The organism is Amycolatopsis sp. NPDC057786, from assembly GCF_042797905.1.
Classification (GTDB): domain Bacteria; phylum Actinomycetota; class Actinomycetes; order Mycobacteriales; family Pseudonocardiaceae; genus Amycolatopsis.
In genome coordinates this window covers 30,225-47,430 of sequence record NZ_JBHVKW010000067.1, presented here as the reverse complement: position 1 = coordinate 47,430, position 17,206 = coordinate 30,225, and the positions used below count along the sequence as shown (strand labels likewise).

Annotated in this window: 19 protein-coding genes; 13 read left to right on the top strand and 6 right to left on the bottom strand. The window is 68.7% G+C overall.

Annotated elements, in window-relative coordinates; translation table 11 throughout:
- Positions 1 to 145 precede the first annotated feature (145 nt).
- Entirely contained in the window at positions 146 to 1,159 is a 1,014-nt protein-coding gene (locus ACFVM3_RS28335; protein WP_378443021.1) for an acyl-CoA dehydrogenase family protein, read from the top strand.
- Positions 1,160 to 1,167: 8 nt separating this feature from the next.
- On the opposite strand, the gene ACFVM3_RS28330 is transcribed toward ACFVM3_RS28335, so the two are convergent.
- Entirely contained in the window at positions 1,168 to 1,410 is a 243-nt protein-coding gene (locus ACFVM3_RS28330) for a hypothetical protein (protein ID WP_378443020.1), read from the bottom strand.
- Positions 1,411 to 1,524: 114 nt separating this feature from the next.
- Here ACFVM3_RS28330 and ACFVM3_RS28325 point away from each other — a divergent pair, with 114 nt between their 5' ends.
- The 4 genes from ACFVM3_RS28325 to ACFVM3_RS28310 all read left to right on the top strand — a co-directional run bounded on the left by ACFVM3_RS28325 (position 1,525) and on the right by ACFVM3_RS28310 (position 4,941).
- Positions 1,525 to 2,289, top strand: coding sequence for an ESX secretion-associated protein EspG (locus ACFVM3_RS28325; RefSeq protein ID WP_378443019.1), 765 nt, complete (start codon positions 1,525 to 1,527; stop codon positions 2,287 to 2,289).
- Positions 2,290 to 2,433: 144 nt separating this feature from the next.
- On the top strand, positions 2,434 to 2,910 hold the full coding sequence (locus ACFVM3_RS28320) for a hypothetical protein (protein ID WP_257483713.1): 477 nt from the start codon (positions 2,434 to 2,436) through the stop codon (positions 2,908 to 2,910).
- Between the two features lie 6 nt (positions 2,911 to 2,916).
- Positions 2,917 to 3,465 (top strand): DUF3558 family protein, encoded by a 549-nt coding sequence (locus tag ACFVM3_RS28315; protein WP_378443018.1) that lies wholly within the window; start codon positions 2,917 to 2,919, stop codon positions 3,463 to 3,465.
- A gap of 12 nt (positions 3,466 to 3,477) precedes the next feature.
- Positions 3,478 to 4,941, top strand: coding sequence for a hypothetical protein (locus ACFVM3_RS28310; protein WP_378443017.1), 1,464 nt, complete (start codon positions 3,478 to 3,480; stop codon positions 4,939 to 4,941).
- 47 nt (positions 4,942 to 4,988) lie between these two features.
- Here the strand turns inward: ACFVM3_RS28310 and ACFVM3_RS28305 are convergent, their stop codons facing one another.
- From ACFVM3_RS28305 to ACFVM3_RS28295, 3 genes are read right to left on the bottom strand one after another with little or no spacing between them, the layout of a single operon-like run.
- Complete coding sequence (locus ACFVM3_RS28305; RefSeq protein WP_378443016.1) at positions 4,989 to 5,897, bottom strand: glycosyltransferase; 909 nt, start codon at positions 5,895 to 5,897, stop codon at positions 4,989 to 4,991.
- A complete protein-coding gene (locus ACFVM3_RS28300; RefSeq protein WP_378443015.1) occupies positions 5,894 to 6,718 on the bottom strand; it encodes an ABC transporter ATP-binding protein in 825 nt (274 codons plus the stop codon). The genes ACFVM3_RS28305 and ACFVM3_RS28300 overlap by 4 nt, the downstream gene beginning before the upstream one ends.
- A gap of 3 nt (positions 6,719 to 6,721) precedes the next feature.
- Positions 6,722 to 7,675 (bottom strand): ABC transporter permease, encoded by a 954-nt coding sequence (locus ACFVM3_RS28295; protein WP_378443014.1) that lies wholly within the window; start codon positions 7,673 to 7,675, stop codon positions 6,722 to 6,724.
- A gap of 145 nt (positions 7,676 to 7,820) precedes the next feature.
- Between ACFVM3_RS28295 and ACFVM3_RS28290 the strand changes: the two genes are divergently transcribed.
- The 4 genes from ACFVM3_RS28290 to pseI are packed head-to-tail and all read left to right on the top strand — an operon-like array spanning position 7,821 to position 10,468.
- The gene (locus tag ACFVM3_RS28290; protein WP_378443025.1) at positions 7,821 to 8,450 is read left to right on the top strand and encodes a hypothetical protein; all 630 of its coding nucleotides are present in this window, start codon (positions 7,821 to 7,823) and stop codon (positions 8,448 to 8,450) included.
- A 34-nt stretch (positions 8,451 to 8,484) separates the two neighbouring features.
- A complete protein-coding gene (locus ACFVM3_RS28285; protein ID WP_378443013.1) occupies positions 8,485 to 8,925 on the top strand; it encodes a hypothetical protein in 441 nt (146 codons plus the stop codon).
- A gap of 4 nt (positions 8,926 to 8,929) precedes the next feature.
- Positions 8,930 to 9,382, top strand: a complete 453-nt coding sequence (locus ACFVM3_RS28280) for a GNAT family N-acetyltransferase (RefSeq protein WP_378443012.1) — start codon at positions 8,930 to 8,932, stop codon at positions 9,380 to 9,382.
- 30 nt (positions 9,383 to 9,412) lie between these two features.
- Positions 9,413 to 10,468: a pseudaminic acid synthase gene (gene pseI / locus ACFVM3_RS28275; protein WP_378443011.1), complete on the top strand. Its 1,056-nt coding sequence runs from the start codon at positions 9,413 to 9,415 to the stop codon at positions 10,466 to 10,468.
- Here pseI and ACFVM3_RS28270 read toward each other — a convergent pair.
- Both ACFVM3_RS28270 and pseB read right to left on the bottom strand, forming a co-directional pair.
- Positions 10,465 to 11,598: a DegT/DnrJ/EryC1/StrS family aminotransferase gene (locus ACFVM3_RS28270; RefSeq protein ID WP_378443010.1), complete on the bottom strand. Its 1,134-nt coding sequence runs from the start codon at positions 11,596 to 11,598 to the stop codon at positions 10,465 to 10,467. The genes pseI and ACFVM3_RS28270 overlap by 4 nt on opposite strands.
- On the bottom strand, positions 11,591 to 12,574 hold the full coding sequence (gene pseB, locus ACFVM3_RS28265) for a UDP-N-acetylglucosamine 4,6-dehydratase (inverting) (RefSeq protein ID WP_378443009.1): 984 nt from the start codon (positions 12,572 to 12,574) through the stop codon (positions 11,591 to 11,593). The genes ACFVM3_RS28270 and pseB overlap by 8 nt, the downstream gene beginning before the upstream one ends.
- A 49-nt stretch (positions 12,575 to 12,623) precedes the next feature.
- On the opposite strand from pseB, the gene ACFVM3_RS28260 reads away from it, so the two are divergent.
- From ACFVM3_RS28260 to ACFVM3_RS28245, 4 genes are all read left to right on the top strand, one after another.
- Entirely contained in the window at positions 12,624 to 13,370 is a 747-nt protein-coding gene (locus tag ACFVM3_RS28260; RefSeq protein ID WP_378443008.1) for a cytidylyltransferase domain-containing protein, read from the top strand.
- Complete coding sequence (locus tag ACFVM3_RS28255; protein ID WP_378443007.1) at positions 13,367 to 14,338, top strand: spore coat protein; 972 nt, start codon at positions 13,367 to 13,369, stop codon at positions 14,336 to 14,338. The genes ACFVM3_RS28260 and ACFVM3_RS28255 overlap by 4 nt, the downstream gene beginning before the upstream one ends.
- Positions 14,335 to 15,912: a hypothetical protein gene (locus ACFVM3_RS28250; protein WP_378443006.1), complete on the top strand. Its 1,578-nt coding sequence runs from the start codon at positions 14,335 to 14,337 to the stop codon at positions 15,910 to 15,912. The genes ACFVM3_RS28255 and ACFVM3_RS28250 overlap by 4 nt, the downstream gene beginning before the upstream one ends.
- Before the next feature lie 85 nt (positions 15,913 to 15,997).
- Positions 15,998 to 17,161 carry an epoxide hydrolase family protein gene (locus ACFVM3_RS28245; RefSeq protein ID WP_378443005.1) on the top strand — a complete coding sequence of 388 codons (1,164 nt, stop codon included), beginning with the start codon at positions 15,998 to 16,000 and terminating at the stop codon, positions 17,159 to 17,161.
- Positions 17,162 to 17,206: the final 45 nt, after the last annotated feature.

Below are 17,206 nucleotides of genomic sequence, written 5' to 3'. Positions count from 1 at the left end.
ACGTTGAAGGTTGCGAAAGTGGCTTTCGCAACCCGTCGCGCGCCGCGCCCGCCGCCCCGAAAAGGGAGCAAGGGACCTTTAGTAACGCTAGCTTTCCTAGCAGCGCTAGAACCACGAAAGGTCAAGTAAGGGTAGCCTTACTCGCATGACGGATCTGGTCGCCCGAGCCCACGCCCTCGCCGATGATCTCTTCTTCCCCTCAGCCACCGAAGTCGACCTCAAGGGCGAAGTGCCTTCAAGTCACTTCGACGCGCTCGCGGCCGAAGGCTTTTACGGCCTCGCGGCGCCCCAGGAAGCCGGCGGTCCAGGCGCCGGCCTGCCGGAGATCGTCCAGATCCTCGAGACACTGGCGGGCGGCTGTCTCACCACGACGTTCACCTGGCTCCAGCACCACGGCCTGGTCGCGGCACTGACCGGCGCCGACGACACCGAACTGCGCGATCGCCACCTCCCGTCGCTGATCAGCGGGGAGCTCAAGGCGGGCGCCGCGTTCGCCGCGGTGATCCCGACGCCGCCCAGGCTGCGCGCGGAACGCGTCGACGGTGGCTACCTCCTCGACGGCGAGGCACCCTTCGTCAGCGGCTGGGGCATCATCGACGTGCTCCAGCTCAGCGCCCGCGACGGCGACACCGTCGTCAGCGCGATCATCGATCCGGTCGCGGGGGAGCAACTGGAGGTCCGGCCGCTCGACCTCGTCGCGGCGCAGGGCACCTCCACCGTGCACCTCGGCTTCACCCGCTACTTCCTCGCCGACGAACGCGTCTACGGGAAGACCCCGCACGCGGACTTCGTCGCGGGCAACACCTTCGCCTCCCGCCTCAACGGCTGCGCGCCCCTCGGCCTCGCCGCCCGCGCCGCGCGGCTCATCGAGGACCTCGGGAAGGCCGACGTCGCCGCCGGGATCCGGGCCGAGATCGACGTCGTCCGCGGCAGGCTCGACGCGGCGCTCGCCGATCCGCCGTCGCTGCCCGCGGCCAGGGCGGCGGGCGCGGAGCTCGCGTTCCGGGCCGCGGGCGCGCTGGTCGCGGCCAACGGCAGCACGTCGGTACTCGTCGGACGACACCCCCAGCGGCTCGTCCGGGAAGCCACCTTCCTGCTGGTCGCCGCCAGCCGCCCGGAGATCAAATCCGGTCTGCTGGAGCTCTTCTCCCGGGACTAGGACACGGCCTAGTGGAGGCCGAACACCCGGGTCTTGCGGTTCAGGTCGTCGATGTAGGCGGCGGCGACATGGGAGAAGTTGATCGCGACCTCGGAGTCGTCCCTCGTCCGGATCGTCTGCACCGAACCGGTGCGGACGAAATGCGAGAGATCCTTGGTCAGCCGTTCGGTTTCTTCCGCCGTGAGCGCGAAGAGCAGCGGCTCGCCACCGGCGACGAGATGGAGGACGAGCGCGGGTTTCTGGTCTGCCATGAATCCATGGCACCAGCCGTGATCACGGCCGGGCAAGCGGGTTCGCTGCGGGCGTATCGGGTGGGTGGACTACGTTCATCCCGACGAACAAGACACCCGCGGGGGGAAATGGCGATGCCGCATTCGTTCTCGTTGTCGCTGGCGGCGGTGGACATCCTGCTCGAGCACGGCCGGTTCGGTCCGGCGCCCGTCCCGTTCGAGGTCCCGCACATCGGCACGACGACCGATCAGCGGGCGATGGTGCGCGAGGCCGTCTTCCGCGACCTCGAAGGCCGCGGCATGATGCGCGGCGGCAGGCTCGACGCCGACGTCGAACTCGCGCTGGCCACGTTCGCCACCCCGCAGCTCGCGGTCTGGGCGGTCGCGCAGATGGACAACGACAAGCAGCTGTTCGCGCGGGCGGCGACGAACGGGCAGTTCGCGGTCCTCGTGCGCCAGGACGAGAACCTGCTCGTGTTCGAGGAGACCCGGCCGACCGCGATCGTCGCGTCGATCGTCGACCTCCTGCCCCTCACTCCGGCGGGTCCCGGCCAGTCGGTCACCATCGCGAAGCCGGTGAGCGCGCCGAAGCGCCCCCGGAACGACGACGCGTATGACCCCTTCGCGCAGGTCAGCGGGCCCCGGTCCCACGGATCGAACCCGCAGCAGCGGCAGGTGGAACGGATCTTCGAGAAGCCGATGAAGCGAGTGGGCCAGTTCAGCGTGTTCATCCGCGGCGGGCAGGTCTTCCCGCCGTTGGCGTGGTTCGACACCGAGGCGGGCCGATTCATGATGACTTCGCGCCAGGCGACCGACGGGCAAAGCTGGCTGACCTACGCTCCCGCGGACAACGCGAGGATCGCGCAGCAGCTGTACGCCCAGCTCGAAGGGCAGTTCTGAACTTCGGGAACCGGTGTGACGCCCGTTTCGTCACAGTTCCGGCGGGATCTCCGGTGATCGGAGAATCACCGTTGCGCTGAGTGCCCGGCTAGTAGACTTCCGGGCGGAACGCACGGGCGAGCAGACGATGCAGTGGGGCGGGCGATGGCTTTCGAAGCGGACGGCGGACAGGCGGCACCGGACTTCTCGATCGGCTCCGCCATGGGAGCGGCGGCCAAGTACGTGGAGGCGGGTGGCCTGAACCAGGCCGCGATCGCCAAGGTGAGCGCCGAGACCCAGAAGCTGGTCTCGGCCGCCAAGAGCGGCGGCTTCAAGATCACCGCCGAAGGTGTCAAGCCGCTGCGTGAAGCGCTCGCGAACATGTCGGAAGAGCTCAAGGCGCTGAAGACCAAGACCATGGCGCTAAACGAGGCCCCGCAGCTGGGCGGTCACCCGTACGGCAAGGCGGTCGCCGCCCACGACCACAAGGGCGCGGCCCAGTCCGCGAACTCCGCGAACGCGATCATCGGGCAGTTCGAGCAGGTGGTCAAGGACGCCGACGAGGCGCTGGCCAGGGCCGCCGGACTGTACAAGGACGTCGAAGACCGCGCGATCGACGCCACCAAGAAGATTCAGGCCTGAGGGACGATGAAGAAACTCTGCGTGCTGCCGCTCGCCGCGGCCGCCCTGGCACTGGCCGCGTGCTCCAGCGAAAAGCCGGGCAGCGCCAGTCCCGCGCCGTCGGCTCCTCCGGCGCAGTCGAGCGCTTCCAGTGCCGCGCCCACGTCCGGCGGGGACACCGCGTCGATCGACCCGTGTTCGCTCGTCAGCGCGACGGACCTGGCGTCCTACGGGACCTTCAAGCCGCCGACGAACGAGAACGCGGGCGGAGCCCGGCTCTGCACGCTGAACAAGGAGGCCGCGACGGTCTCGGAGACCCTCTCGATCGGTGTCGGCGTCCGTGACACACAGGGTCTCGACACGGTGAGCGACTCCGGCAACGGCAAGACCACCGGCAACGTCAACGGCCGCAAGGCGGTCCTCGCGCCAAGGCCCCCGGGAGGGTGCCTGATGGCGCTCGAACTCGGCCCGGCCGCGCGGGTCGATCTCCTGGTCGCGGCCGAAGACGCCGAAAAGGCCTGCGGGATCGCCGAGAAGGTCGCCGACATCGTCGAACCGAAGCTTCCGAAGGGCTAAGGGGGAACCAGGATGACCACCAAGACACCGAACCTGACCGAGCAGCAGGTCTCCGACCTTTCGCCGGCGGCTCGCGACGCGTACTACCAGCAGAAGGCACAGGAGGGCGTCGACCCCAGTGACGGCTGGCTGTTCGGCGCGGTCAATCGGTTCATCGCCTCCGGGAAGGCCAACCAGCAGTCACAGGAGGTCGGCGACAAGAACGTCGACCAGCTGACCAGGAACGGCGACGTCCAGTACGTCGAGGGCCTGGAGCCGTCGAACGCGGACTACCAGGGCTACGACCACCAGAAGCTCGAACAGTTCGTCAACACGGACCTGAACGTCGAGCAGGTCACCCAGGTCTCCACGGCGTACCACGACCTGTCCAAGGCTTTCGAAACCTTCTCGAAGACCATGGACCAGGCGGTCACCTCGTCGCAGGGCACCTGGGAAGGCGACGCGGCGGGCAACGCGCAGGGCTACTTCAAGAGCCTCAGCAAATGGTCCGAGACGAACTCCCAGAACGCGAAACTCGCCTCCGAGACGATCTACGACCAGGGCACCGCGGCTTCCACCGTGAAGAACACGATGCCCAAACCGATCCCCTTCAGCTGGAAGGAAGAGGTCGGGGGGTGGATGACGTCGAACCCGTTCAACCTCGGCGAGAACATCGACAAGTCCATCCAGAAGCAGAAGGACAGCCAGGAGGCGCACACCGAGGCGGCCTCCGCCATGCACAACTATGACAAGGCCCTGTACGAGGCCGCGTCGAAGCAGCCGGCCTTCGCCGAACCGCCGAAGTTCGGTGCGGGTGGCGGCGGAACCGGCGACCGGAGCGACATCTACCAAGTACCGCCCGGTTCCAGCAACCCCGGCTCCAGCAACCCCGGCAACACCTACATCCCGCCCGGCACCGGCGGCGGGGGTAGCGGCGGCGGTGGTGGAGGCGGCGGTGGCGGCGGCTACACCCCGCCGAACCTGCCGGGCCCCGGCAGCAGCACGGGCTCCGGCAGCCTCCCGTCGGGGACGACGCCGTCCGGCTTCCAGAACACGCCGGCGCCGATCAGCACCCCCGGCCCCAACAACAACACCGCGATGCCGATGAGCCCCATGCCGATGGCGCCCATGATGGGCGGCGGCATGGGCGACTCGGAGTACAACAGCCGAAGCGGCCGTGGTGGCGGCGGAAGCGGATTCGGTCCCGGCAGCGGCGCGGGCGGGTCCACCCCTGGCTCGGGCTCCGCGTCCGGCGCGGCCCGCCCCGGCGGCATCGGTGCCGCCGAAGCGGCGGCAGGCCGCGGTATGGGCGGTCTCGGCGGTGGCGCCGCCGGTCGCGGCGCACCGGGTATGGGCGGCGGCATGGGCGGACGCGGTCAGCACGCGGACGGGGACGAGGACACCGAGCACCAGCGTCCGACGTACCTCGTCGAGGGCGACCCGGACGAGGTCTTCGGGACCGACATGCGTACCGCTCCGCCGGTCATCGGCGAGTAGCAGACGAACGAAAAGGGGCCCCTCGCGCGAGCGAGGGGCCCCTTTTCTCAATAGCGGTAGAACTTCTCCTTGCGGCCCTGCCGCACGAGCTTGAGCCACTGCAGGAAGGCCTTCGGGTCCCGCTTCACACCGATGAAGTACAGGCCGAAACGCACCACTTCGAGCGCACCGATCTTGCGCATACCCGGCTGGGACAGCAGGTACCCGCGGTTGCGGTAGGTGTAGTAGCGCTTGACCTCGTTCTCCGGGTCCTGCGCGTGGAACCGGCCGCCCAGCATCGGCTTGAACTCGTCCGAGCCGTCCGGGTGCAGGTACGCGGTCTTGAGCGAGGTGCCGAACGGCAGCCCGGAACGCACCAGGCGCCGGTGCAGTTCGACCTCGTCGCCGCGGAAGAACAGCCGCAGATCCGGCACGCCGACGACGTCCAAAGTGGACGCGCGGAACAACGCGCCGTTCATCAGCGAGGCGATCCCCGGCAGGAAGTCGGTGCCCAGTTCCGACGACGAACGCTTCCAGGTCAGCCCGCGCCGCAACGGGAACGCGAGCTTGTCCGGCGAGTCGATGTTGGTGACCACGGGGGAGATCTCGGCCAGATCCCGCTTCTCGGCCTCGTCCAGCAGGATCGCGAGGACGTTCTCGTCGGCGGGACGGCCGTCGTCGTCGGCCAGCCAGACCCAGTCCGCGCCCAGCGAGAGCGCGTGCAGCATGCCGAGCGCGAACCCGCCCGCGCCGCCGAGGTTCCGGTGCGAGGGCAGGTACGTGACCGGAAGCGGGTAGTTCTCGACGATGTCCCGCGCCGACTTGTCCGGCCCGTTGTCGACCACGACGAGGTGGTCGACCTGGCGCGTCTGCGCGGCGATCACCTTGAGCGAGTCCGCGAGCAGTTCCCGCCGATGGCGCGTGACGACGACGCCGACCACGGCGCCTTCGGGCAACTGCCGGGTCTCGCTGGTCATCCTTGGCCACCGTTCGTCGTCGCCACCGGCTCGGTCTCGAGGCCGAATCGCTCCAGCGTTTCCTTGCTCATGTTCTCGAACGGGTCGCGCCCCTTGTAGCCGGTGAGCACGTCGCGCAGCGAACCGCGCTGCTTCACGTGTCCCTCGTCCATCCAGATGGCGGAGTCGCAGAGTTCGAAGAGGAACTCGTCCGAGTGGCTGGCGAACACCAGGATGCCCGAGCGCTTCACCAGCGCCTTCAACCGGTCCTTGGCCTTGTTGAGGAACGCCGCGTCGACCGCGCCGATACCCTCGTCGAGGATCAGGATCTCCGGGTCGATCGAGGTGACCACGCCCAGCGCCAGGCGCACCCGCATACCGGTCGAGTAGGTCCGCAGCGGCATCTGCAGGTAGTCGCCGAGTTCGGTGAACTCCGCGATGTCGTCGACGCGGGCTTCCATCTGCTTCGCGGTCATCCCGAGGAACAGGCCGCGGATGAGGATGTTCTCCAGCCCGGAGATCTCCGGGTCCATACCGATGCCGAGGTCGAAGACCGGCGCGATCTTGCCGGTGATCTTCGCCGAACCGCGGGTGGGCTCGTAGATGCCGGACAGCAGCCGCAGCAGCGTCGACTTGCCGGCGCCGTTGTGGCCGACGAGGCCGACCCGGTCGCCCTCTCGCAGCTGGAGCGTCACATCGTGCAGGGCTTCGATGATCGGGACCTTGGTCTCGGTGCCGATCTTGCCGCCGACCTTGCCCAGCACCTTTTTCTTCATGGAGCGGGTCTTCGCGTCGAAAATGGGGAAGTCGACGTAGGCGTTGTGCACATCAATGCTGACCATCTGTCACACCCAATAAGAGACGCGGGAACGGTAATTGCGCATCGCGACCAGCGCGAGGACCCAGCCGACGACGGTGATGCCGAGCACCACGTACCAGCTGTTGATGCTGACTTCCTGCCCGATCAGTGGTGCGCGCACGATCTGGATGAAGTGGAACAACGGGTTGCCGTGGACGAACGGCAGGGCCCACGAGGTGGAGGCACGCGCGCCGCCCGCCAGCAGCTGGTCGATCGGCCACACGATCGGCGTGAGGTAGAACAGCAGCTGGATGACCGAGCTGATCACCTGCGGGATGTCCCGGTAGCGGGTCGAGATGATGCCCAGCAGCAGCGTGACCCAGCCGGCGTTCAAGGCGAGCATGAAGAAGCCGGGGATCGCGCTGAGCGAGTACCAGCCGATGCCGGGGTGGCAGATGCCGGAGAAGCCCTCATTGCAGTTGCCGGTGTTCAACGAATACTGGTGGTTGAGCGAGGTGAAGAAGATCGCGATGACGATCACGTAGACGATCAGGTTGTGCATCAGCATCAGGGTCTGGCGCCAGACCGTGCGCAGCACGTAGACGGAGAGTGGCGCCGGGAGCTGTTTGATCAGCCCCTCGTTGGAGATGAAGGTCTCCATTCCCTCGGACAGGCAGCCGCTGATGAAGCCCCAGATGATGAAGCCCGTGCTGATGTAGGGCAGGAACGTCGACGTCGGCATGCCGAACAACTGTGAGTACAGGAGCCCGAGGCCCAGCGCGATGACACCCTGGCTGATCGTGATCCAGAACGGGCCGATCACCGAGCGGCGATAGCGCTGTTTGATGTCCTGCCAGCCGAGGTGTCCCCACAGCTCTCTGGCGGCGAAACCGGTCTTGATATCGGCGAACGCGCGCGAAAAGGTCTTGCTGTCCGAAATCGGCGGAACCGAGGTCGGCGCAGCACCGTCGGCGGCGTGAACCGTGCTGGTGGCATGCACGGGAACGAGGGTACCGATGGAGCCGGTGATGCCTGGGCCGCCCCGCCCCGACCACGGAAAGCTACGGTCGGATTCGCACCCGAACGCGGTGCGTGTGCTGGTATTTTCTGCCCTCATGACTGCCGCACTCGGCGACGCGAGCCTGATGGTCAATCTGGTCGCCGCTTACGCCGACCGGCCGGAGCCCCGTTCGGTGGCCGTGGTCGGGAATCAGCCGCTTCCACCGGACCCCCGGCGGGCCAAGGCCATCGATGCCTGTGACCTCGTGATCCGCGTCAACGGCTTCGTCGTCGATGAGCCGGGTGGCCCCGAGACCGTCGGCAGCCGGGTGCACGTCGTCGTGTTCAACCGCGCCGTCCGTGCCACCAAGCACGTCTTCCGTGACTACCGGAAGCGGCTCTACCTGCTTGTCGAGCCGGGGCGGATGCACTGGGAGCCCGAAGACATCCCCGGCTGGTGGCCCGGTGACCTCGGTTACGTGCCGGTGCCGAACCGCGAAGTCGTCCTACCGCTTTCGGACGCGCTCGGCCTGCCGAGCCGCGAACAGGGCCTGTGGTCGACCACCGGGACACTGGCCGCCTGGATCGCGCGCACGTCGTTCCCGCACGCCAACCTGATCCTGTCCGGGTTCTCGTTCATCGACGACCCGAACCAGACACACTGGGAGCACGCCGCGGGCGATTCCTGCATCGTCGGCCCCGAGCACCAGATCGCCGCCGAGGGCAGGCTGCTGGACTCGTGGACGAAGACCGGCGAAACCGAACTCCTGCGCTGAACCACAGCCAGCCCACTCCGAGAAGGAACCACCTATGGCAGTGCAGAAACTCCGCAGCGGCGTGATCGCCCGGATCGCCCGGCTCATCGACTTCCGGATCGACGAGCGGCTCCGCGACCTCAACGGGCGCGTCAACGACCTCGAACACGCCACCGCGGACCACCGCCGTCGCCTCGACGGCGCCGAGAGCGGCCTTGAGCACGCCCGCGGCGACCTGCGCTGGACCCGTGCCGAGCTGGACCGCCTGATCCCGAGCGTCGCGGCCCAGGAGGCCCAGCTGGAGGACCTGCGCGAGTCGCTGTCGCTGCCGGTGCACGCCGACAAGCCCGAACTGGCGGAGGCGCGCAGCCTGATCCAGGAGATCCAGCGCCAGCACGCCCAGATCCGCGTGCGGCTCGCCGGCATCTCCCGGTACGAGGACCGGCTGCGCCGGATCGAAGACCGCCAGCGCGAAACCATCGAACAGGCTCAGTAGGCCCGTGCTGGCTCGCGAGGCCACGGAGGCCGACGCCGCGTTGCTGCTGCACTGGCGGAACGATCCTCGGACCCGTCAGTCGTCCCGTTCCACCGGCGTGATCACGCTCGACGAGCATTCCGCCTGGCTGCGCGGGGTGCTGGCGTCGCCGGACAGGGTGCTGTACGTCGTCGAACTCGACGGCGTGCCGGTCGGCACCGTCCGGTTCGATCGCGAGGGCGACGGTGTCTGGGAGGTCAGCATCACTCTCGCGCCGGAAAGCCGGGGCCGCGGCCTGTCGACCTCGGTGCTGGCGGAAGGTGAGCGGGCCTTCACCGCTGGTCACCGGGTGCGGGTGGTGGTGGCGGCCGTGCATCAGGACAACGCGGCGTCGGCCGCGCTCTTCGAGCGGGCCGGGTACGCCGAGGCCGCGCCTGCCGTCGACGGTTTCCGGAAGCTGCGTAAGACTGTGTCCTGACCAGACCGTCGTCAGGGAGGCGTTTCGCCCATGTCAGCACAGGAAGTCCGGATCGGCGCGCACCGCATCGGGGCCGGGCATCCGCCGTTCGTCATCGCCGAAATGTCCGGTAACCACAACGGTGAACTCGGCCGGGCGCTGGAAATCGTCGACGCGATCGCCGAAACCGGCGCGCAAGCGGTCAAACTCCAGACCTACCGGCCCGACACGATCACCATCGACGTCGACACCCCCGCGTTCCGGGTCAGCGACTCGCATTCGCTGTGGGGCGGCGAGAACCTCTACAAGCTCTACGAGCGCGCCCACACGCCGTGGGAATGGCACGGGCCGCTGTTCGAGCGTGCCCGCGCCCGAGGTCTCGAGATCTTCTCCAGCCCGTTCGATCCGACCGCCGTCGAGCTGCTGGAGTCGCTGGACGCGCCCGCGTACAAGATCGCGTCGTCGGAGATCGTCGACCTGCCGCTGATCGAACTGTGCGCGAAGACGGGCAAGCCGCTGATCATCTCGACCGGGATGGCCAGCGTCGCCGAGATCGACGCGGCGGTCCGGACGGCGCGCGAGGCGGGCAACGACCAGCTGATCGTGCTCGGCTGTACCGCCAGCTACCCGGCGTCGCCCACCGAGAGCAACCTGCGCGGTCTGCCCGTCCTGGCGGGCGTGACCGGGACACTTGTCGGCCTGTCCGACCACACGCCCGGTATCGGCGCCCCGCTGGCGGCCGTCGCGCTCGGCGCCGTCGCCATCGAAAAGCACGTGACGCTGGCCAGGAGCGACGGCGGTGTCGACTCGGAGTTCTCCCTGGAACCCGCCGAGCTGGCCGCGCTGGTCACCGAATCGCACCGCGCCTGGGAAGCGCTGGGCGCGGCGGTGATCGGGCCGCGCGAGAGCGAGAAGGAAGGCCTGCGGCTGCGGCGTTCCCTGTACGTCGTCGAAGACGTGCGTGCCGGGGACACGGTGACGAGGGAGAACGTCCGCTCGATCCGGCCGGCCGGTGGGCTGGCGCCCGCCGAGATCGTGAACGTACTCGGCCGCACCTTCTCGGCCGATGTCCCGAAGGGCACCGCGCTCACCTGGAGCCTGATCTAACGGAAGAAGCCGTGGACCTCGTCGATGACGCGGTCCACGTCGGCGTCGGTCAACGCGGGGAACAGCGGCAGCGAGAGTTCCTGGCTGTAGTACAGCTCCGCGTTCGGGCACATTCCGCGCTGGTACCCGAGATCCTCGAACACCGGGTGCCAGTACGCGGGGATGTAGTTGACCTGCACGCCGATTCCCTTGTCCCGCAAGTGATCGAACAGTGCGCGACGGCGTCCTTCGAGTACTCGCAGTGGATACAGGTGCCACACCGGGTCCGCGCCTTCGCGCACCGCCGGTGTCAGCACGCCGTCCACAGAGGACAGTGCGGCGGTGTAGCGCGCGTGGATCTCGGCGCGGCGCCTCTTGAACTCGGCGAGCCTGCGAAGCTGGCTGCTTCCCAAGGCGCACAACACATCCGGCAGCCGGTAGTTGAGGCCGAACTCGTGCACCTCTTGGTGCCACGCGCCTTCGTCCGGATAGCGCTGCGCGGACTTGTCCCGCACCAGGCCGTGATTGCGGAAACCCCGGGCACGCGCCAGCAGTTCGTTCGAACCCGCGACCACCGCGCCGCCCTCGGCCGTGGTGAGGTTCTTGGTGGGGAAGAAGGAGAACGTGGTGAGGTCGGCGAGCGAGCCGACCGGCCTGCCCTGCCAGCTCCCGCCGACGGAATGCGCGGCGTCCTCCAGCAGCAGCGCGCCGTTGTCGCGGGCGATGCGGCCGAGTTCGTCCAGTTCCGCCGGGTGGCCGGCGTAGTCCACGGCCGCGACGACCTTGGTCCGTGAGGTGACGGCGGCCGACGCGGCCGCCGGGGCGAGGTTGCCGGTGTCCGCCTCGACGTCGGCGAAAACGACCTTGCCGCCGAGCAGCGCGGCCGTCGCGGCCGTGGCGACGAAGGTCATCGGCGAGGTGACGACCTCGTCGCCGGGGCCGATCCCGGCGGCCGCGTACGCGACGTGCAGCGCGGCCGTGCCCGAGGTGACGGCCACGGCGGGCGTGCCGCCGGTGTGCTTCGCGAGGTCTTCTTCGAAGCGCGCGACGGCGGGCCCGGTGGTCAGCCAGTCGCCGCGCAGCACCTCGGTGACGGCGGCGATGTCCTCGTCCGAAACGGATTGACGACCGTAGGGGAGAAAGTCAGCCATACTGTTCGACCAGGTCACGCAGCTCGTCCGCGCCGAGCCACAGGTCGTTGGTGTCCGAGCGATAGGCGAAGTTCTCCGCCACGGCCTCGCCGCCCGTCGGTGGCTCGTAACCCCAGCCCGCGATATGCGGCTGCACGACGTACCGGTCGCGCAATCGCACCGTCCGGCGGGCGTCGTCGGGGGCGATCATCTCTTCGTGCAGTTTCTCACCGGGGCGGATGCCGACCTCGTGCATCGGCGAACCGGGCGCGATCGCCTGCGCGAGATCGACCAGCCGCATGCTCGGGATGCGCGGCACGTACAGCTCGCCGCCGTTCATCTGGTCGAAGGAATCGATCACGAACTGCACGGCCTGCGGGAGCGTGATCCAGAAGCGGGTCATCTCCTTGTGCGTGATCGGCAGCGACTCACCCTTGGCCGCGAGCGCGCGGAAGAACGGGATCACGCTGCCGCGTGAACCCATGACGTTGCCGTAGCGGACCACGGAGAACCTGGTCGGATGCGTCGCGGCGTAGTGGTTCGCGCTGATGAACATCCGGTCGGCGCACAGCTTCGTGGCGCCGTAGAGGTTGATCGGGCTGGACGCCTTGTCCGTCGACAGCGCGACGACCTTCTTCACCCCCGTGTCGATCGCGGCCTCGATGACGTGCTGCGAGCCGACGACGTTGGTCTGCACGAATTCGAACGGGTTGTACTCACCCGTGTCGACCTGCTTGAGCGCGGCGGCGTGCACCACGTAATCGACGCCGTGCATCGCGCGCTCGAGGCGGCGGCGGTCCCGGATGTCGCCGATGAACCAGCGCAGCCGCGGATCGTTGTCGAACTGCTGGCGCGCTTCGTACTGCTTGAGCTCGTCGCGAGAGAGCACGACCAGCCGTCGCGGGTTCAGCTCGGCGAGGGCGTAGGTGATGAACGCCTTGCCGAACGAACCGGTCCCGCCGGTGAGCAGGATGCTGGAGCCATCCAGCTCGGACATCGTCGACCTCCGCGTTTCGGTGCTACTGCCGCAGGACATCATGTCACCCATGGATCCAGACCCCGGGGCCCACGTGGTCAACGCCGTCATCCAGGCACGCGCGTCGTCCACCCGGCTACCTGGCAAGGTCCTCCGTCCGCTGGCGGGCCGGAGTGTGCTCGGCTGGGTGATCCGCGCGGCGGCGGCATCTCCGGGGATCGACGACGTCGTGGTCGCGACCTCGACGGAGGCCGACGACGACGAGGTGGCCGAAGAGGCCGCCCGGCACGGTGCCCTGGTCGCGAGAGGGCCGCTCGACGACGTCCTCGCGCGTTTCGCGGTCGCTGTCGAGTCGTACCCGGCCGACGCGGTGGTGCGGCTCACGGCGGACTGCCCGCTGCTGGATCCCGGGCTCATCGGCCAGCTCGTGGCGCAATGGCGCGCCCAGCCGTCACTCGACTACCTGAGCACCGTGCTGGTGCGCACCCTGCCGCGCGGCTTCGACGCCGAACTCGTGCGCACCGCGGTGCTCGTCGAACAGATCGAGACGGCTCAGGGTGCCGATCGCGAGCACGTGACTTCCGGCGTCTACGCGGCCCCGGGGCGGTATTCCTGCGCCGGGATCGTCGTGAGCCCGCCCGCCGACGACCTGCGCGTGACCTTGGACACCGTCGAAGACTGGGCGGTCATCGAAGGAATCGTGGCCGAACTGGGCGACCGCGCCGGTGACTGGCGCGAGGTGGTCGCGGTGCTGCGCTCACGGCCCGACCTGGTGAAACTCAACGCGCATATCGAGCAGAAGAAGGTCGCCCGATGACCCGGCTGCTGCTCCGGGCGGACGCCTCGCCGTCGATCGGTGCCGGGCACGTCTCGCGCATGGTCGCCTATGCCGAACGCGCGGTCGCGCGTGGCTGGGAGGTCGTGTTCTCGGGCCGGGTGGACAACGCCGAATGGCTGGCAGCCCGGTTCGGCGACCTTTCGGTTCCGGTGGTGCCGTCGGTGCCCTTCGAGGGCTTCGACGCGGTGGTCGTCGATCACTACGGGCTCGGCGAGCTGCGTGAAGAGGTCAACGCCGCGGGTGCGCTCCTGGTGTCCATCGAGGACGACGTGTTCGGCAGGCGCGCGGCGGACGTCGTGGTCGACTGCGCCTTCGAGCCGGAGCCTCGGCCTGTGGACGGCTCGGGCGAGCTGCTGCGCGGCGCGCGGTACGCGCCGCTGAGGGAAGCCGTCGTGAAGGCGAGGGAAAAGCGTTCCGTGCGACGGCCCGGCGGTGAACGGCCGCGGGTGACCGTCGTGCTGGGAGGCGGTGCGGAATGGGCCGAAACGGTCAGCGCGCTCTTGCACGCCCTCCGCGACACTCGGCTGCCCTTCGAAGCCGACGTGCTCGTCCGCGGTGAGCCGTCCGTGCCGGAACCTCTGCCTGGTCAGGAGTTCCGTATCCGGCCACCCGGGCCTGGGCTGCTCGACCTCCTGGTCGAAACGGAGGTGGCGATCAGCGCGGCGGGGGTGACCCTTCTCGAACTGTGCTGTCTCGGCGTACCCACCGCTGTCGTCCGCCTGGTGGAGAACCAGGACGCGGGATATCGCGCGGCACTCGATCTCGGGTTGGCGGCCGGGCTGGGGAGCGGGGACGCGCTCGACGACCTGGCCACCGAGACGCTCAAGGGCCTGTTGTCGGACTCGGTGTCGCGTAACGGTCTGTCCAGGACTTCGATGGCTCTTGTGGACGGCCGCGGAGTGGACCGCGTGCTGGACCGACTGGAGAAGACGAGGATGGCGGAATGACGACCACGGCGGAGCGACGTGAGGCCGACGCCGTTCCGGAACCGAAGCCACGTCGAGGGTTTCTCGTCGTCCTGCTCGGGTTCGGATTGCTGTTCCTCGCCGGATGCTGGGCGGCTTGGTTCTTCACCATCGACGACGCCTTCATCACCTTCCGGTATTCGGGGAACATGGCGGACGGTCACGGTCCGGTGTGGAACGTGGGCGAAGACCCGATCGAAGGGTTCACGAACTTCCTCTGGATGCTTTGGCACGTCCCGTTCGCGCTCGCGGGCCTGCCGCTGGAGACCGTCGCCAAGGTGACATCCGTCGTGCTGGGCGGCCTGATCCTCGTGATGCTGGTCCGCTCGGGGCAGCGCGCGGCCGGCGTCCTCGGCGCGCTCGTGGCGGGCGGTGCGCTACTGCTGTTCGTACCGACCTACTTCCACGTCACCGCCGGTCTGGAGACCATCGCCTTCGCCGCCGTCGTGTTGCGTGCCGCGATCGTCGGCGTGGATCTCGTCCAGGGTCGTGCGGCGCGCGACTGGGAACCGCCGCTCTTGCTGCTGCTCGCCGGGATGATCCGGCCCGAGGGGGTCCTCGCGGCCGTCCCCGCCTTCCTGATCTGGGCGTGGCTCGGGCGCAAGAGCGGCCGGACCTGGGCACTGGTCGCCGGTGTGGCCGTCGTCGGCGGCGGGTACTTCGCCTGGCGGTGGACGTACTTCGGGCATCCGTTCCCGAACACCTTCTACGTCAAGTTCGGCAACCTCGACGCCGGGTCGGTCTGGCTGGAGACGACCGCCCTGCTCGTCCTCCCGTTGTCGGCGCTGACCGTGTTCCTGCTGTTCCGGAAGGCGAGCAGGGGAGCGGGCCTGGTGCTGTCCTCGGTCGTCCTGCTGACCGGCATGACCTACGCGGTGTCCGGGCCGACCATGGACTACCTCCACCGGTTCGCCTTCCACGCGTTCCCGGTGCTGTGCCTCGGTGCGGGACTGGCCATGGCGCACCTCGGCCGCCGGTGGATCGGCGCGCTTTCCGGAGCGGTGGCGGTCGGCTGGGTCGCGGTCCTCGGTGCCCAGTCCTCGGACCTGGCCGTGATCGCCAACTACGGCCCCGACCTGCAGCGCGCCCACGTCGCCATCGGCAAAGGGCTCGCGAACGCCCGGGTACCGGAGGCGGCCCGGAGTCTCGCGGTCTCCGACGCGGGGGCGATCCCGTACTACAGCGGCTGGAAGTCGATCGACTACATCGGACTGAACGACGAGGCCATCGCGCACGGCACCCCGCCGACCGACGTCGTGAAGGCGGCCCGCCCGACGGTCATCGTCGTCACCGCGCGAGGGCCCGGCGCCACCCCCGGCTGGGCGTACGGTCTCGTCGTCCCCGACGCGGCGCGGGACTATCAGCTGGTCGCGGACGTCCAGATGCGGGAAGGCTACTTCCAAGAGGTGTTCGTCTTGCCCGAGTACGCGGCTCAGGTCAAGACCGCCGTCACCGCGTCCGTCGACGAGGCCCAGCGCCGCAACGACCCCGGCCGGTACGAAGACACCATCGACCGTTGGCTCGACCGGCTGCGTGCCCAACTGCCGGGAGGCTGAGGACGCGGGAAAGCTGCTGTCCGAGTACCGGATCGACCTCGATCGAGGACCGCGGCTGTCCTCGATCCTCCCTACCGTCGGCCTCATGACCGATGAGATCACGCCGTTCACGATCGCCGTCCCCCAGCGCGACCTCGACGACCTCGCCGCCCGCCTGGCGAACACCCGCTGGCCCGACGAGATCGACGGCGTCGGCTGGGGGCTCGGGACGCCGCTCGGATATCTCCAGGAGCTCGCCGAGTACTGGCGGCTCCGTTACGACTGGCGCGCTCACGAGGAGCGCCTCAACGGGTTTCCGGGTTACCTGACGAACATCGACGGCGCGAACGTCCATTTCCTGCACGCGCGGTCACCGGAGCCGGACGCGATCCCGCTGGTGCTCACGCACGGCTGGCCGGGGTCCATTGTGGAATTCCTCGACGTCGTCGGGCCGCTCTCCGATCCGCGCGCGTACGGCGGCGACCCCGGGGACGCGTTCCACGTCGTCGTGCCGTCGCTGCCGGGGTTCGGGTTCTCGGGGCCGACGACCGAGGCGGACTGGGGTACCGGACGGATCGCCGATGCCTGGGGCGTGCTGATGTCGCGCCTCGGGTATGAGCGGTTCGGGCTGCATGGCGGCGATTGGGGTGCGATCGTGTCGCGCGACGTGGGCGTCCGGTGCCCGGAGCGGGTGATCGGCGCGCATCTGACGATGGTGCCGCACGCGGTGCCGGAATCCGAGGCCGATCTCGCGGGGCTCACCGGTGACGAACTGGCGCGGGGAGAGGCGGCGTTGGCGCGGGGGCGGGAGTTCCAGACCGGGGAACTGGGCTACGCGATGATCCAGGCGACCAAACCGCAAACGCTTTCCTACGGGCTCACCGACTCACCGGCCGGACAGCTCGGCTGGCTGGTGGAGAAGTTCAAGTCCTATTCGGACTCGCGGGACGTCCCGGAGGACGCGATCGATCGCGACGATCTGCTCACCAGCGTGATGCTCTACTGGCTCACCGGCACGGCGAACTCGTCTTCGCGGATCTACGCCGCGCTGGGTCCGGCTTGGGGCGAGGGGCCGGCGGAGTCCACAGTGCCCACCGGGGTGGCCGTGTTCCCGAAGGACACCGGCCTGCCGATCCGGCACCTCGCCGAGCGCACCGACAACATCGTGCACTGGTCCACTCCGGACCGCGGGGGTCACTTCCCCGGGCTGGAGGTGCCGGACCTGCTCATCGACGACCTGCGGACGTTCTTCCGGCCGCTGCGCTCCTGACTGCTATGAAAGGTCCTTTACTTGCAAAATTTGCAAGTAAAGGAC

Excerpts from the sequence above, each read along its gene's own strand:
- ACFVM3_RS28320 (WP_257483713.1), top strand. The coding sequence starts at position 2,434 with ATGGCTTTCGAAGCGGACGGCGGACAGGCGGCACCGGACTTCTCGATC.
- ACFVM3_RS28250 (WP_378443006.1), top strand. The coding sequence starts at position 14,335 with ATGACGACCACGGCGGAGCGACGTGAGGCCGACGCCGTTCCGGAACCG.
- pseB (WP_378443009.1), bottom strand. The coding sequence starts at position 12,574 with ATGTCCGAGCTGGATGGCTCCAGCATCCTGCTCACCGGCGGGACCGGT.
- ACFVM3_RS28305 (WP_378443016.1), bottom strand. The coding sequence starts at position 5,897 with ATGACCAGCGAGACCCGGCAGTTGCCCGAAGGCGCCGTGGTCGGCGTC.
- ACFVM3_RS28285 (WP_378443013.1), top strand. The coding sequence starts at position 8,485 with ATGGCAGTGCAGAAACTCCGCAGCGGCGTGATCGCCCGGATCGCCCGG.
- ACFVM3_RS28300 (WP_378443015.1), bottom strand. The coding sequence starts at position 6,718 with ATGGTCAGCATTGATGTGCACAACGCCTACGTCGACTTCCCCATTTTC.
- ACFVM3_RS28335 (WP_378443021.1), top strand. The coding sequence starts at position 146 with ATGACGGATCTGGTCGCCCGAGCCCACGCCCTCGCCGATGATCTCTTC.
- ACFVM3_RS28260 (WP_378443008.1), top strand. The coding sequence starts at position 12,624 with ATGGATCCAGACCCCGGGGCCCACGTGGTCAACGCCGTCATCCAGGCA.
- ACFVM3_RS28330 (WP_378443020.1), bottom strand. The coding sequence starts at position 1,410 with ATGGCAGACCAGAAACCCGCGCTCGTCCTCCATCTCGTCGCCGGTGGC.
- ACFVM3_RS28245 (WP_378443005.1), top strand. The coding sequence starts at position 15,998 with ATGACCGATGAGATCACGCCGTTCACGATCGCCGTCCCCCAGCGCGAC.
- ACFVM3_RS28270 (WP_378443010.1), bottom strand. The coding sequence starts at position 11,598 with ATGGCTGACTTTCTCCCCTACGGTCGTCAATCCGTTTCGGACGAGGAC.
- ACFVM3_RS28315 (WP_378443018.1), top strand. The coding sequence starts at position 2,917 with ATGAAGAAACTCTGCGTGCTGCCGCTCGCCGCGGCCGCCCTGGCACTG.
- ACFVM3_RS28255 (WP_378443007.1), top strand. The coding sequence starts at position 13,367 with ATGACCCGGCTGCTGCTCCGGGCGGACGCCTCGCCGTCGATCGGTGCC.
- ACFVM3_RS28290 (WP_378443025.1), top strand. The coding sequence starts at position 7,821 with ATGGTCAATCTGGTCGCCGCTTACGCCGACCGGCCGGAGCCCCGTTCG.
- pseI (WP_378443011.1), top strand. The coding sequence starts at position 9,413 with ATGTCAGCACAGGAAGTCCGGATCGGCGCGCACCGCATCGGGGCCGGG.
- ACFVM3_RS28310 (WP_378443017.1), top strand. The coding sequence starts at position 3,478 with ATGACCACCAAGACACCGAACCTGACCGAGCAGCAGGTCTCCGACCTT.
- ACFVM3_RS28325 (WP_378443019.1), top strand. The coding sequence starts at position 1,525 with ATGCCGCATTCGTTCTCGTTGTCGCTGGCGGCGGTGGACATCCTGCTC.